13 protein-coding genes and 1 other RNA gene are annotated in these 14,254 nt (G+C 70.8%); 12 read left to right on the plus strand and 2 right to left on the minus strand.

Annotated features, from left to right (window positions below; genetic code table 11):
* Positions 1-5 precede the first annotated feature (5 nt).
* Together JAV51_RS15465 and JAV51_RS15470 are read left to right on the plus strand one after the other, a co-directional pair.
* Positions 6-812 (plus strand): Nif3-like dinuclear metal center hexameric protein, encoded by an 807-nt coding sequence (locus tag JAV51_RS15465; protein ID WP_197321427.1) that lies wholly within the window; start codon positions 6-8, stop codon positions 810-812.
* 54 nt (positions 813-866) lie between these two features.
* Positions 867-1,430 (plus strand): MarR family winged helix-turn-helix transcriptional regulator, encoded by a 564-nt coding sequence (locus JAV51_RS15470; RefSeq protein WP_197321428.1) that lies wholly within the window; start codon positions 867-869, stop codon positions 1,428-1,430.
* A gap of 15 nt (positions 1,431-1,445) precedes the next feature.
* On the opposite strand, the gene JAV51_RS15475 is transcribed toward JAV51_RS15470, so the two are convergent.
* Positions 1,446-2,114 (minus strand): IclR family transcriptional regulator, encoded by a 669-nt coding sequence (locus JAV51_RS15475; protein ID WP_197321429.1) that lies wholly within the window; start codon positions 2,112-2,114, stop codon positions 1,446-1,448.
* Between the two features lie 256 nt (positions 2,115-2,370).
* On the opposite strand from JAV51_RS15475, the gene JAV51_RS15480 reads away from it, so the two are divergent.
* From JAV51_RS15480 to rnpB, 3 genes are all read left to right on the plus strand, one after another.
* Positions 2,371-3,108 (plus strand): zinc ribbon domain-containing protein, encoded by a 738-nt coding sequence (locus JAV51_RS15480; RefSeq protein WP_197321430.1) that lies wholly within the window; start codon positions 2,371-2,373, stop codon positions 3,106-3,108.
* Positions 3,105-4,295 carry a bifunctional RNase H/acid phosphatase gene (locus tag JAV51_RS15485; protein WP_197321431.1) on the plus strand — a complete coding sequence of 397 codons (1,191 nt, stop codon included), beginning with the start codon at positions 3,105-3,107 and terminating at the stop codon, positions 4,293-4,295. Before JAV51_RS15480 ends, JAV51_RS15485 begins: the two co-directional genes overlap by 4 nt.
* Positions 4,296-4,323: 28 nt before the next feature.
* Positions 4,324-4,720: RNase P RNA component class A (gene rnpB / locus JAV51_RS15490), an RNA gene on the plus strand.
* Positions 4,721-5,225: 505 nt separating this feature from the next.
* Here the strand turns inward: rnpB and JAV51_RS15495 are convergent.
* The gene (locus tag JAV51_RS15495) at positions 5,226-5,423 is read right to left on the minus strand and encodes a methylase (RefSeq protein ID WP_231642322.1); all 198 of its coding nucleotides are present in this window, start codon (positions 5,421-5,423) and stop codon (positions 5,226-5,228) included.
* A 129-nt stretch (positions 5,424-5,552) separates the two neighbouring features.
* Between JAV51_RS15495 and JAV51_RS15500 the strand changes: the two genes are divergently transcribed.
* The 7 genes from JAV51_RS15500 to JAV51_RS15530 all read left to right on the plus strand — a co-directional run bounded on the left by JAV51_RS15500 (position 5,553) and on the right by JAV51_RS15530 (position 14,247).
* Positions 5,553-6,416 carry a hypothetical protein gene (locus JAV51_RS15500; RefSeq protein WP_197321432.1) on the plus strand — a complete coding sequence of 288 codons (864 nt, stop codon included), beginning with the start codon at positions 5,553-5,555 and terminating at the stop codon, positions 6,414-6,416.
* A gap of 502 nt (positions 6,417-6,918) precedes the next feature.
* Entirely contained in the window at positions 6,919-7,182 is a 264-nt protein-coding gene (locus JAV51_RS15505; RefSeq protein WP_005443777.1) for a hypothetical protein, read from the plus strand.
* 15 nt (positions 7,183-7,197) lie between these two features.
* Complete coding sequence (locus JAV51_RS15510) at positions 7,198-7,677, plus strand: hypothetical protein (RefSeq protein WP_005443778.1); 480 nt, start codon at positions 7,198-7,200, stop codon at positions 7,675-7,677.
* A gap of 3 nt (positions 7,678-7,680) precedes the next feature.
* Positions 7,681-10,593: an ATP-binding protein gene (locus tag JAV51_RS15515; RefSeq protein ID WP_197321433.1), complete on the plus strand. Its 2,913-nt coding sequence runs from the start codon at positions 7,681-7,683 to the stop codon at positions 10,591-10,593.
* A complete protein-coding gene (locus JAV51_RS15520) occupies positions 10,590-12,602 on the plus strand; it encodes a magnesium transporter (RefSeq protein ID WP_197321434.1) in 2,013 nt (670 codons plus the stop codon). The genes JAV51_RS15515 and JAV51_RS15520 overlap by 4 nt, the downstream gene beginning before the upstream one ends.
* Before the next feature lie 12 nt (positions 12,603-12,614).
* Positions 12,615-13,250 carry a hypothetical protein gene (locus JAV51_RS15525; RefSeq protein ID WP_197321435.1) on the plus strand — a complete coding sequence of 212 codons (636 nt, stop codon included), beginning with the start codon at positions 12,615-12,617 and terminating at the stop codon, positions 13,248-13,250.
* A 7-nt stretch (positions 13,251-13,257) separates the two neighbouring features.
* Positions 13,258-14,247 (plus strand): C40 family peptidase, encoded by a 990-nt coding sequence (locus JAV51_RS15530; protein WP_197321436.1) that lies wholly within the window; start codon positions 13,258-13,260, stop codon positions 14,245-14,247.
* Positions 14,248-14,254: the final 7 nt, after the last annotated feature.

The raw sequence follows: 14,254 nt of genomic DNA on the forward strand, positions 1-14,254 counted from the left end.
ACCGCATGGCTTCGACAGTGTCCGACGTGATCGCCGCCCTCGACGCCGCGTACCCGCGCGCACTCGCGGAGTCGTGGGACGCGGTGGGGCTGGTGTGCGGTGACCCGGCCGAGCCCGTCGAGCGGGTGCTCGTGTGCGTCGACCCGGTGACGGCCACGGTGGACGAGGCGATCGAGTGGGGTGCGCAGGTCCTCGTGGCACACCATCCGCTGTTGCTGCGTGGCGTCCACGGTGTGGGTACCGACACCGCCAAGGGGCGGCTCGTGCACCGCATGGTGCGCTCGCAGGTCGCACTGTTCTGCGCGCACACCAACGCGGACTCCGCGGTACCGGGTGTCTCGGACGCGCTCGCCGAGCGCATCGGGCTTCGGGTGTTGCGCCCGCTCGCACCGCACGCCGAGGGCAGTTCCACGGGTATCGGCCGGATCGGCGAGCTGCCGGAGCCGGTGCCGTTCGTCGAGTTCGTGCGCCAGGTCGGTGCTGCGCTCCCGGCCACCCGGCCCGGCGTGCTGGGAGCCGGGGACCCGGATCGTCCGGTGCGGACCGTCGCCGTCTCCGGCGGCGCGGGCGACTCGTACCTCGCCACGGCGGCAGCGGCGGGCGTCGACGCCTACGTGACGGCGGACCTGCGGCACCACCCGGCGGGGGAGCACCTCGAACAGGACGGTCCGGCGCTCGTCGGACTCACGCACTGGGCCAGTGAGTGGCCGTGGTGCGAGCAGGCTGCCGGGGTGATCCGCGCGGCGTGCGACGTGGAGGTGCGCGTGTCGACGACGTGCACCGACCCGTGGACCGTGCGGGCGGGGGAGTAGCGCGAACAGCGGCGGTCCCCCGTACGCGGTCCGGTGACTCTCTACAGTGAGGACATGACCGACGAGGCGGCCAGGGACGCGAGGCAGGACCGTCCGGACACGGACGACCTCGACTTCTGGTCGTTCGTCGACCTCGCCAACCACCGGCTCGCCACCGAGTACGGCTTCCGCCACCAGTTGGCCACCGAGGTGCTGCTGACCCTCAACCGCGCGTCCAACATCGTCACCTACGACCTGGAGGCGGCGGTCCACCGGCCGCACGGCTTGTCGTGGTCGGCGTTCCGCCTGTTGTTCGTCACCTGGCTCGCCGGTCCGCTGGAGCCGAAGCGTGCCGCCGTGCTGTCCGGGATGAGCAGGGCCGCCGTGTCGAACCTCGTCAAGACGCTGGTGGCGGACGGTCTGCTGGACCGGAGCCCGGACGCGCGGGACGGTCGGTCGGTGCGCCTGTCGCTCACCGACCAGGGGCACGCGCGCATGGTGGAGGTCTTCCGCGTGCACAACGAACGCGAGCACGAGTGGGCCAGCGTGTTGACCGACACCGAGCAGCGCATCCTCGTCATGCTGCTCGACAAGCTCATCACCAATCGCGACCAGTTCGACGTGCGGGGCCGCAACTGAGGTCGGCTCGCGGGCTCAGGTGGTGACGAGCCGGGCCAGCCGTTGCGCCGCGTCGACGACCGCCCCGGAGGCCTTGTCGGTGTCCAGCCCTTCGAGGGCGACGACGCCGACGCTGCGTTCGAGCGACCCACCGTGGGAGGGAATGCCCGCCGACACCCCGACCGCTCCGCGTTCGAGTTCGCCCGTGGTGATGCTGTAGCCGTCGCGTCGGGCCCGACGAACGGGTTCGGGGTCCCGATCGTCCGGCGGTCGCATCGCGAGAATGGCGATGCCCGACGCGCCGCGATGCAACGGATGCCGACTGCCCACCCGGTAGCCGACCCGGAAGACCGCGTCGCTGGGCTCGGCGACCATGAGCACCACGCACTCGGAGCCCTCGGCCGCCGCCACGAACGCCGTGGCGTGGGTCCGGTCGGCCAGTTCGGTGAGTACCGGACGGGCACCGTGGAGGAACTGCGGTTCGAACCGGGACAACAGCACGGCGGCGCCCACCCCGAGCCGCAACCGGCCCGAGTCCGTGCGCGCCACAAGCGAGTGCGCTTCCAGCGTGGCGACGATGCGGTAGCAGATGGCCCGGTGCACGCCCAGCTCGGAGGCCAGCTCGGCCACGGTGATGCCTGTCGGGCTCTGCGAGATGATGTCCAGCGCGCGCAGGCCGCGATCGAGGGTCTGCAGGGTGCTCATCCGGTTCCTCGTCGTGTCGGTGGTCCCGATGATAGAGGTCGACGACGCGTCGCGAGGACACGCGGCGCACGACGGAGCCCGGTGTCGAGCCGGTGTCGAGCCGGCGTGGGAGGCGCCGAACGCGGACCCGTCCGGCGGCTCCCGGCGCGTGCGCTCGGCGGGCCGACGCCCTGTGGGAGGATCGCAGGAGTGGGGCGGGGCGAGTCCCCGACTGAGCGAACGTTGTGCGCACCCGCGATGACGAACGGAGACAGCAGTGAAGGCAGAACCCGCCGTTCAGCGTCAGTTGCTCGACCTGGCGAAGGTCGACGCCGAGCTGACCCGCGTCGCTCATCGCCGCCGAACCCTGCCGGAGCTGGCCGAGATCGAGGACGTGGAGAAGCGGCTGCGGGAACGGCGCGACGCGCTGGTGTCGGTGCAGACGACGGCGTCGGACCTGGAACGCGACGTGGCCAAGCAGGAGCGCGAGATCGAGTCGGTGCGCGCCAGGGCAGAGCGTGACCGCTCGCTGATGGCGTCGGGTTCGGTGTCGGCGAAGCAGTTGGCCGATCTCGAACACGAGTTGGAGACTCTGGCACGACGGCAGTCTGTGTTGGAGGACGACCAGCTCGAACTCATGGAGCGCAAGGAGGCCGTCGACGCCGACGTGCAGCGCACCGCCGCCGAGGTGGACAAGGTGGAGCAGGAACTCGCCGACGCCCGCAAGCGTCGGGACGAGGCGCTGGCCGACCTCGACGCCACGCAGGCTCGCCGGGAGAGCGACCGGGAGCGGTTGCTGCCCCGACTGCCGGAGAACCTGGTTGCCCTCTACGAGCGGGTGCGCGCCCACAAGGGCATCGGTGCGGCTCTGCTGAAGGCCCGCCGTTGTGGCGCCTGCCAGTTGGAGCTCGACCGCAGCGCGATCTCCGAGATCAAGGCCGCGGCGGAGGACGAGGTCGTGCAGTGCGAGAACTGCGACGCGATCCTCGTGCGCACGCTGGAGTCCGGGCTGTGAAGGTCGTCGTCGAGGCAGACGGCGGGTCGCGGGGCAATCCCGGGCCCGCCGGTTACGGCGCGGTGGTGCGCGACCCCGTCAGCGGGGAGGTGTTGGCCGAACGGCAGGACGGCCTCGGCGTCGCCACCAACAACGTGGCCGAGTACACCGGGCTGATCGCCGGCCTCGAAGCGGCGGCGGAACTGGGTGCGTCCACAGTGGAGGCTCGGCTCGACTCGAAGCTCGTCGTGGAGCAGATGAGCGGCCGTTGGAAGATCAAGAACGCGGCGCTGCAACCGCTGGCACTGCGGGCGCGGGAGCTGGCGAGCGGGTTCGACCGCGTGACGTACACGTGGGTGCCTCGGGCGAAGAACGCCCACGCCGACCGGCTCGCCAACGAGGCGATGGACGCCCAGGCCGAGGGTCGCAGCGTCGGTGACGCCTCGTCGGCGGAACCGGAGAAGTCACGGCAGCCACAGCAGCCACAGCAGCCCGCCGCCGAGTCCGCGGAGTCGCCGAGCGCGACGGCCACGGAGGCGCGCAGGCCCGCCGAGTGGTCGCCGACCCACTGGACCGGTGCCCGGGGTGCTCCCACACGGCTGATTCTGCTGCGGCACGGCCAGACCCCGATGTCGATCGACCGCCGGTACTCCGGGGCCGGCGACGTGAGCCTCACGGAGCTGGGGACTCGGCAGGCCGAGGCGGCTGCGAAGCGGATCGCGGCCATGGACGACCTCGGCGAGACCGTGCACGTCGTGTCGTCTCCGCTCACCAGGGCAGCCCAGACGGCGCAGAAGGTGGCCGACGCACTCGGCGTGCGGGTGGAGACCCACCGTGACCTCCGGGAGACCGACTTCGGCGAGTGGGAGGGCCTCACCTTCGACGAGGCCGCTCGACGCGACCCGGACCTGCACCGCCGTTGGCTGCGCAACGCGTCGGTGCGGCCGCCGGGCGGGGAGAGCTTCGACGAGGTCCACCGCCGCGTGCGTCGGGCGTGCAGTGACGTGGTGGCCCGCTACGGCGGCAGCACCGTGGTGGTGGTCAGCCACGTCACGCCGATCAAGTCGTTGCTGCGGGCGGCGCTGGATGTCGGTCCGTCGCTGCTGTTCCGGCTGCACCTCGATCTCGCGTCGGTGTCGCTGGTCGACCTCTACCCCGACGGCAACGCGTCGGTGCGGCTGGTGAACGACACCTGCCACCTCGGTTAGGGGCTGGGGGTACGCTCTGTCGCGTGGACGAGTTGGCAGGGCGGCCGCGGTCGGAGGCGACGCCTCCGGTCGAGGAAAGTCCGGACTCCACAGGGCAGGGTGGTTGCTAACGGCAACCCGGGGTGACCCGCGGGACAGTGCCACAGAAAACAGACCGCCCGGCCGTCACGGCCGGGTAAGGGTGAAACGGTGGTGTAAGAGACCACCAGCGCCTCGGGTGACCGGGGCGGCTCGGTAAACCCCACCCGGAGCAAGGTCAAGAGGGAGCCGTCAGGTTCCTGCGCAGGCGTTCGAGGGCGGCCCGTCCGATGCCTGCGGGTAGACCGCTTGAGCCTGTCGGCGACGGCAGGCCCAGATGGATGGTCGCCCATCGTCCGCCGCGAGGCGGGCGTGGACAGAATCCGGCTTACATGCCAACTCGTCCTCTCTCGTGCGAGAGCGGGTCGTGGCGCGCTTTTTCGTGATCACCGGGCGGGCGGTCGCGTCTCAGGCACGCCAGCACCAGTGGGATCGTCGTGCCCCAGCACAGCAGCACCACTCCCGCGCTCGTCAGCGTTGTCGGGGTCGGTGAGTCGACGTCATGACCACTGTGGTGCAGAAGCCACGTGTACACGGAGAGCGCCCACGCGGCCGACCAGGCCACCGTCCCGAACCAGAGCGCGGCTCGTGTTCCGCGCCGGCGTCGCCCATGCCACACAGCGACGGCGACGCATGCCGCGACCATGGTCGGCAGATGCAGGAACAGCACGAGAGCGCCGATACCGTCGGCTGTGTCGATCTCGTCGAACGACACCGGCTGTCCCGTGAGATAGCGGTGCCAGAGAACGGCGTCGTACCACTCGACAGCGTGCAGAGCCGTTCTCAGCACCGCCTCCGTCACGAGCAGCGCGGCGACGACTCCGGTCGTCCGCGTCTGCGTCACAGCTCGGTTCACTCCGTCGTCCACTCGGGGCGCGGGGTCATCCGGAAGGTCAGGTAGTCGACCGTCCAGCCGTCCTTGGTCTGGCTCCGCTCGACGACGACGGTGCGGTCGAAGCCCGCCTCGTCGCGGTAGGCGCGTTCGTGCCAGCGGCGGATCTGCTCGACCCGCTCGGCCGGCATCCATGGGCGGTGCGGCTGGTCGCTCATGCGGGCAGGGTATGGCCGCCGCTCTCCCTCGAACACCGGATTTCCGTTCCGGCACACGCGCGGAGCCATCGTCGTCGTGCGTGGTCGTGGATCTTCCCGGCGAGGGCGCGCGGCCCTAGGGTGTGCTCCATGGACCGTGCGCTTGCCCGCGAACTCGCCCATCGCTGCCACAACGCGGTGGAGCCGTTGCACGCCTTCGTCTACTTCTCGCCCGAGATGGAACAGACCTTCGCCGGTGCGGGTCTCAAGGCGGGGCGCAGGGCGTACTTCGCCGGCCGCGCCGCGCCGCTGGGTCCGGTGGGCGCGACAGTGGTCACCGCGACGTTCTACAACTTCAGCCCGAGGCTCGTGGAGCGCCACATTCCTGAGGCGTGGCGGGTGGTGGCTCCGGCCGAGGTCGTGAACCTGAGGTTCTCCGCCGCCGAGGCCGGGTTGCGCAGGCTGCTCGGCGAGGCGGCGGACTCGCCCGAGGTCGGGGAGCTCGGGGAGTTGCTGCGGGAGGCCGCCGGGCAGGCTCCGGCGGAGGGGCGGGCGCTGTTCGCCGCGCACGCCGACCTCGACTGGCCGGACGGTGCCGTGGCGAGGCTGTGGCACGCCGCCACCCTCCTGCGTGAGTTCCGTGGGGACGGGCACATCGCCGCGCTCGTCGCCGAGGGGCTGTCCGGGCTCGACGCCCTCGTGACGCACATCGCCACGGGCAAGAGCTTCCGCGCCGACGTCGCCCGCGAGACGCGTGGCTGGACGGAGGCCGAGTGGTCCGCCGCCGAGGACGCGCTGCGCGAGCGCGGCCTGCTCGACGACACCGGCGCGCTCACCGACGCGGGGCACGCGCTGCGGGCGGCGGTCGAGGAGCGCACCGACGCGGCCGCGACGGCCCCCTACCGCAAGCTCGGCGAGGACAAGGCTCGCCGCATCGTCGAGCTGGCCAAGCCGCTGTCGCGGACGCTGCTCAAGGCCGGAGGCATCCCTCGCGAGCTGTTCGCCCGCGGCTAGGTCCGCGTTCGCCCTCGCCGGGCGAGGTGTCACGGCCCGTGACCGGCTGCGCGGGTCGCTCGGTCGGATCGCCGTGGGCGATACGCCCGTTCGGATGAGGTCCGGACCCGCTGCCTGGGCAGGCAGCGCGAGTGTTGTGATCTCCGTGCCGCAACCGGCCCGAGGCATGATTCACTGTCTTAGCGGTCACCGACCGAGGGACTTTCGGCACACACTGTGAAGGGGCGTCGACGAGCATGAGTGAGTTCGGGCACGCCGGGGGACACCCGCGCGGGCACCGTGCGAATCGTCACGGCGGCGTCCTCGAACTGGGGGACGTGCACGTCCCGGTGTGTGGGGTCACGCAGGGAGGTCCGGTGGACGGGGCACGGTGCCGGACCAGACCTTTGACCCCCATCCGTCATCACGCCATGATGTTGGATGAACACGGCACGTGCCGGACGATCAGCGCTGCGCACATCCGTGTACGGCACCACACACCCCGGGCACTCGGGAGCATGCGATGACCACGATGACGCTTGCGACACTCGCGCAGGCCGAGCTCGACACCGGCAACGTCCAGAACTGGATTCTCGACAACATCATTCCGCTGGTGTTGCTGTCCGTCGCGCTGCTGCTGCTGTGGCTCGGTGGCGGCAAGGGCGACAACGCGGGCGTCATGCGCAGGCTCGCGGGCGTGGTGATCGCTCTGGCGATCATCGGACTCGCCGTGAGCGGGATGGGCGTCGACGTCGGTCAGTGGCTCGCCAGCCTCTTCACGAGCTGACGTAGGGCACGCGCGGTGCGAATCCGAACCGACGACGAGATCTACCGCGTCGACGCAGTCTGGCTGGGGCCGCCGAAGGCCACGTTCCCGTGGCGTGCGCGCTATGTGGCGTGGGGCGTGGGAGTCCCGCTGTTCCTCGTCGTGCTGGCCGTCGAGCGGCAGATCGGCATCGGCTTCGACTTCTTCTCCACGGCGTGGGGGCTGGTCATCACCATCGCGCTCACCCGCATCATCACGTCGAAGATCAGCCACGAGCGTCCGCTCGGTGCCGTGTTCACGATGTGGTTCCGCGAACTGCACGCGCCTCGGGAACGTCGGACTCCCACGGGAGGTGCCGCGAGCGCGAGCAAGATCAGAGTCAACCGGGAGCGGCCGCGACCTCGAGCCAGACGCCGAGGCGGAGGCAGACGTGGGGTGGCCCCGCCACCCGCCCCGTATCCGCCAGACAGCCCAGCACGAGCGCGCCGTCGCCCGCCGGCGGCGGTCGGGAGGTAGTCGTTGTTCGGTCGCGGCAGTAGCCGGAAGGCCCAGTACCCGGCACCAGCGCAACAGGCCGAGAGCGGCCGCCGAGGCAGGCGGCTCCCCGGCGAGGCGGCCATTCCCAGCTACACGCCGTCGATCGCGGCTCGCTCGATCGACGGGCACCTCCTGCGCACGGGTCAGGAGGTGTACGCGTGGTACCGGCTGGCGCCGCAACGCTGGTCGTTCCGGTCGGACTCACAGCGGCGCGACCTCATCGCCGCGATCGCCGGTCAGTACGCCGAGCTGCAGGGCCGGTGGATGCACCTGCGGGTCACCAACCGGCCCTATCCCATCAGGATGTGGGCGGAGGCGCACGTCCACAACGCGCACAACCGCCCGCCGGACGTGTCGGGCGCGTTGTCGTTCGACGACTACCTGGTCGGCGAGCAGCAGCAGTTGATGGGCCGCTCGATGGCGGAGAAAGAGGTCTACCTGGGGGTCCAGGTCCAGACCAGGCGGATGGTCGACCGGGCGGTGGAACGCGCCGCGCCGTTGCTGCGCAAGATCCTGCCCGAGGCCGTCGACGCCGAGCTGGCCGCGCTGGACTCGGAGGTCGAGCACCTCGACCAGGTGATCGGTGCTCCCGGCCTGGAGGGGCGACCGGTGCACGCCGAGGAGATGTCCTGGCTGATGCACCGCTCGTGCTCGCTCGGGCTGCCCGCGCCGAGGAACATGCCCGCCGTGCCCGGCTCCGAGTGGGAGCCGGAGGACCTCGCGAGTTTCACCGACGCCGCGGACTTTCACTGCGAGCCCTACGCGCCCACGGTCACGGTCCGAGGCCGGACCGGCTCCAACGCGGGCGTGTCGCGCCACGTCGCCGTGCTCACGGTGGGGCAGATGCACGGCCTCTCGATTCCCGAGGTGGACGACCCGTGGGTCCAGCACGCCGACCGGTTGCCGTCGGCGGTGGAGTGGTCCGCGCGCATCTACGTCCGCAGGCCCGAGGAGGTCGCGGGCGAGCTGCAACGGCAGATGAACAAGGTGCGCTCGCAGGTCAAGCACTACACCGACGAGCACGATCTGGAGCCACCGCAGTCGTTGGCCCGCCAGGCGTCGCGGGTGCTGGAGATCGACGACGAGATGACGTCGGGCTTCACGGCCCTGGCCACACGGGTGCGGTCGTGGTGGCGGCTCGCGGTGTCGGGGCCCACGGAACGCGACGCGCTGCGGCTCGCGCAGCAGCTGCTCGATCTCTACAAGCCGAAGGTCGCCATCGAGCACCCGGAGGCGCAGTACGCGCTCGCGCGGGAGTTCATTCCCGGCGAGCCGTTGTCCTCGGGTGCGTACCTCCGGCGTGGTTCGGTGGTGTGGGCCGCGTCGGCGGTGCCGACCGCGACCGCCGAGGTGGGCGACCGGCGCGGCATCCTGCTCGGCGAGACGTGCACGGCCACGCGCAGGCCGGTGGCGTGGGACCCGTGGATGGCGCAGGAGGTCCGCGACGGCTCCGGCCTGACCGCGATGGTCGCCGGTCTCGGTGGCGGCAAGTCGTTTTTGGGCGGCGGCATCGTCTACAAGACACTGAGAGCAGGCGCGCACTGGACGATCCTCGACCCGTCGGGGCCGCTCTCGGCGTTGTGCGCGCTGCCGGAGATCCGCCCGTACGCCCGTCCCATCAACCTGCTCAACGCACAGCCGGGCATCCTCAACCCGTATCGCGTCGTGGCGGAGCCCCAGCTCGAACACTTCCTCGACGAGGAGGACCCCGAGCGTGCGTGGCGACGGGAACGCGCGCTGGCGGGTGCGACCCGGCGGCGGCTGGTGCTCGACGTGCTCACCGGTGTGCTGCCGTACGAGGTCGCGCGCATGCCGCAGACCCGCATCGTCTTGCTGCGCGCGGTGCGTGCGGTCGGCGGTCGCTACGACGCCGACCCCGGCCAGGTGATCGACGCCCTGCGGCGGGACGCCAGCGAACATCACGAACACGCCGTCGTCGTGGCGGACTTCCTCGACGAGCTGCGGGAACGCATGTCGCTGCTCATCCCGGAGGCCGACGCCGACCCGTACTCGGAGACCCGTGACGACCGGCTCACGGTGCTGACGATGGCCGGGCTGACGCTGCCGAAGGAGGGCGTGGGCCGGGAGCACTGGACCGACGCGGAGGCGCTGGGCGTGGAGATGCTCAACCTCGCCGCCTGGCTGACGCAGCGGTCGGTGTACGAGAAGCCGAAGAAGGAGCGCAAGGGCGTCTGGATCGACGAGGCGTTCTTCCTCTCCGAGGTGCCGACGGGGCGCGTGCTGATGAACCGGTTCGCGCGCGACTCCCGCAAGTGGAACGTGCGGGTGCTGCTGTCGTCGCAGATCCCGGCGGACTTCCTGCGCATCCAGGGCTTCGTCGCGCTGCTCGACTCGGTGTTCGTGGGACGGCTCGACGACGACGAGACCCAGTCGGACGCGCTGCGCCTGCTCAAGGTGCCGGTGGGTGTCGGCTACGAGCAGGTCGTCGCCGCACTCGGGCGCAGGCCCGGTTCGCGCCGCGACGTCGAGCGTGACACCGAACCGAGGCAGTTCATCTTCGCGGACGGCGCCGGTGGCGTGGAGCGCATCCGGGTGGACTTCTCCGGCCCGCACCTCGATCACTTGCGGGCGGCGCTCGACACCACCCCCGGTGCGCTGCCGACCGGTGAGCGGCGGCCACAGCGTGCCGAGCGGACCACGGAAGAACCGCGTGACGTTTCCGACGTGCCCGCACCGGAACCCGAGCCGGAGCTGGACGAGGAGTTCGAGCGCGCGGCGGAACGCGAGGTCGGCCTCACCGAGGAGGCGTTGTTGGAGGACGCCGACTCCGGCGCGACGACCAACGGGACGCGCGAGGCCAACGAGACGGGCAAGGCGGTCGACAAGGAGCCCGCGGGAGCGGGCAAGGGTGGCACCGGCAGGGGCGCGGCATGAACACGATCATGACGTTGGTGGCCGTCGTCTGCTGCGCGTGGGCGTGGCGGGCGATGCGAACACGTCGTCGTGGCGGCACGGTGCGACGCAGGGGTCCTGCGCTCGCCATGGTCGTCGCGGTGCTCGGACTCCAACTGACGATCGCGGCACCGGCGACGGCACAGAGCGGCTGCGAGGTGCCGAATCCCGAGCGCCCGGGCTCGGGCATGGTGGGCGAGATCGACGAACCCGGCGTCAAGGGTGAGGCGGGCAGCCCGTACCTGGACTACAGCTACGCCGGCATGGTCTGGCACGTCTACGACTGCGACGAGGGCGTGCTGAGCCTCGGCTCGCCGGAGTCGACCATCGACACGTGGGCGGGCAACCAGCTCTTCAACATCGCGAAGAACATCGTCGGCGCCACGAACTCGCTGCACTACACCGTGCTGGAAGGCGGGCTGCTCAACCCGATCTACAACGCGGTGTCGGAGGGCGCGAAGGCCGTCTACGACAACATCTACACCCAGTTGTTCGGCCTGTTCGCGCTGCTGCTGGCGATCCTGTTGTTCCGCAACATCTGGCGGGGCGATCTGTCCACGGTCAGCAAGCGCGCGTTGTTCGCGATCGGGGGCGTGTGGCTGGCCGCCTCGTCGCTGGCGTTGCTGCGGTACTACGACGACATCGACCACGCGATCGTCCAGACCACCACCAACATCCAGGCCGGTTTCGTCGACGAGACCGAGGACCGGGTGGTGCGGCACGTGCTGCCCACCGACCTGCACAACGAGGTGGTCTACAAGAACTGGTTGCGCGGCGAGTTCGGCGACCACGATTCGCCCCAGGCCGAGCAGTACGGTCGTGACCTGCTCGACGCGCAGGCGTTCACCTGGGAAGAGGTGCGCAACGGCGACGACGCCGACGAGGCCGTGATCGAGGAGAAGAAGTCGGCCTACCGGGAAATCGCCACGCAGCTCGGCCCGGCGACGGGCAACTTCACAGGCGAGGACGGAAGCCGGACCGGCGTCGGGTTCCTGGCTTTGTTGCAGAGTCTCTGTTACGCGCTGTTCCAGTTGTTCGCGAAGGCGGCGGTGCTGCTGGCGCAGATTCTGGTCCGGGTGTTCACGCTGACCGCGCCGCTCATCGGCTTGGTCGCGATCCTGCATCACGACATCCTGCGGCGCGTCGGCCGAGTCGTCGGCACCGTCACGTTCAACCTGCTGGTGTTGTCGGTCCTCGCGGGTGTGCAGGCGTTGTTGCTGCGGGCCGTGTTCGACGCGACCGGGTTGTCGATGCTGACGCAGATGGCCGTGGCAGGCCTGATCACCGTGTTGCTGTTCATGGTCGGCAAGCCCGGGCGGCGGCTGTGGCAGATGGTCGAGATGTCTGTCGGGATGGTCGGTGCCGCCGTGCCGACCCCGAAGGGCGGGTTGTTCTCGCGCTTCCGCCGTGGCGGCGACCGGCCGAGCCCACAGGACGAGTTCTGGAAGACCGTCGCGGAGGAGGACGCCGCCGAGGGCGGTGCGGCGACGCGCGGCACTGCCGGTGCGCTCGGCGACGGTCGGGGTCGTCCGGAGGCGACGATCATGGCGACGGCCCAGCGGCTCGACACGCGCGCGGCAGGGGGACACCCGGCGACCCTGTGGTCGCCCGAGCGGGCCGCGTTGCCCGCGGGTGGCAGCGATACGTCCGATGTGTACGGCGGGTTCACCCCGAGCCGTTCGCCCGGCGACTACCTGCGGCCCGGTTCGGCCGGCAGCCGCAGGGTCGACACGGCCCCGGTGACCGAGTCGCGGTGGGACCGCGTGGACGATCCGGACCCCGTCGTGATTCCGTCCCGACTGTCGTCGATGGACGATCCGGTGGTGCCGCCGTCTCCCGGGTTCTCCGCGGCGCCGCCCGCGCCCGTTCCGCAGCCGCGGCGGGTGGAGCACGAGCTGGTGGCGGGCAAGCCCGTGTTCGTGCTGTACCGGCCGTCGCGGGGCCTGGAGGTTCGCGACGACGGTCGGGACACCGACCGCGTGGTCCGGTAAGGGGGCACGGGGATGCCGATTCGCACGAACCGGGGCAGGGCGGCGGTCTATCGCCGCCTCTGGGGCTTCCCCATGCGCTCGCCCTCGCACCTCGTGGGCACCGTGGTCGTCGTCGCGGCGATCCTCGTGGCGGCAGGTGTGCTGGTGCCGAGACTGGTGGGGGAGAAGCAACCGACCTCGCCGGTCACGGGTGCGGCCGGCACCACCTCGGAGCAGTCGTCGCCGGACAGCACCACCGAACCCAGTCTGGACCGCGAGACGCTGCCCACACGGTTGTCCGAACCACTCGTCACACCCACCCCCACCCAGGCTGCGCCGGAGGCGTTGGCGGTGGCGACGCAGTGGGTCGAGGCCTGGGTGGACGTGCCCGACGAGGACACCACTGAGGACACCGGTGAGGACGCCGCGGAGACCTGGGTCGAGGGCCTGCGTCCCTACACCACACCGGAGTTCCTGCCGCAGTTGCGCACCGTGGACCCGGCCAACGTCACGGCGACGAAGGTCGTCGGCGAACCGAAGGCCCGTACGGCGTATCCGCGGTCGGTCGAGGTGGAGATCGCCACCGACGGGCCCACGCTGCTCGTCACGGTGATCGACACCGACGAGGGGTGGAAGGTGACGGCCTACAGCGAGGCGGAGAGCGGGTGAGGTTGCCGTGCGTGCCGGACTGCTGATCGGATGTGTCGCCGCGGTGAGCGTCACGGTGCTCGTGGCCGCGGGCGCGGTGCTGGTGATGGACGGTCAGCGGCAGCAGGCCCACGCCATGTCCCTGAGCTGCAACGCGGCGCTCGGCCCGACCCAGCCGGGACAACAGCATCGCGGTGCGGTCGACGCGGCCAACCTCACCCAGGAACAGCTCGACACCGTCTCGCTGATCATCTCGATCGGCAAGGAGCGGGAGCTCTCACCGCGAGCGTGGCAGGTCGCGATCCAGGCGGGCATGACCGAGTCGGGGCTGCGCAACGTCCACTACGGCGACCGCGATTCGCTGGGCATCTTCCAGATGCGGCCGTCCATGGGCTGGGGCACACCGTCGGAGGTCACCGACCCGACCTACGCGGTCAACAAGTTCTACGACGTCCTGGAATCCCTTCCGGACTGGGAACAATTGCGCCCGGGTGACGCCGCCCAGGCGGTGGAGCGCTCGGCGTTCCCGGACCGCTACCACCGCTGGGAGCCCATGGCGGTGCATCTGGTGGAGACGGTGGGCGAGGTGACCGACTCCGGTGGTTGCGGCATCGGACTCGGGGCGGCCCTGCCACCGAACGAGGACGCCGCCGAGGCGATCCGGTTCGCCCTGGAGGAGCGCGGCGACCCGTACGTGTGGGGCGCCACCGGACCGGACGCCTACGACTGTTCCGGCCTGATGCTGCGGGCCTACGAGGCAGCCGGGATCACCCTGCCGCGGGTGTCCCGCGACCAGTACAAGGCGGGGGCGATGCTGCCGGTGGAACAGGCACAGCCCGGCGACCTCGTCTTCTGGGCCTACGACTCGTCGGACCCGGCGACGATCCACCACGTCGCCATGTACCTGGGCAACGGCAAGATCGTGGAGGCTCAGCAGTCCGGTGTGCCCGTGCACACGCGGGACTTCTCGTTCGACGAAGCCGGTCTGGTGCCGCAGGCTGTCCGGCCGGGTGTGTGAGGAGACG

The sequence above is a fragment of the Saccharomonospora sp. NB11 genome (assembly GCF_015910535.1).
Taxonomy (GTDB): Bacteria; Actinomycetota; Actinomycetes; order Mycobacteriales; family Pseudonocardiaceae; genus Saccharomonospora.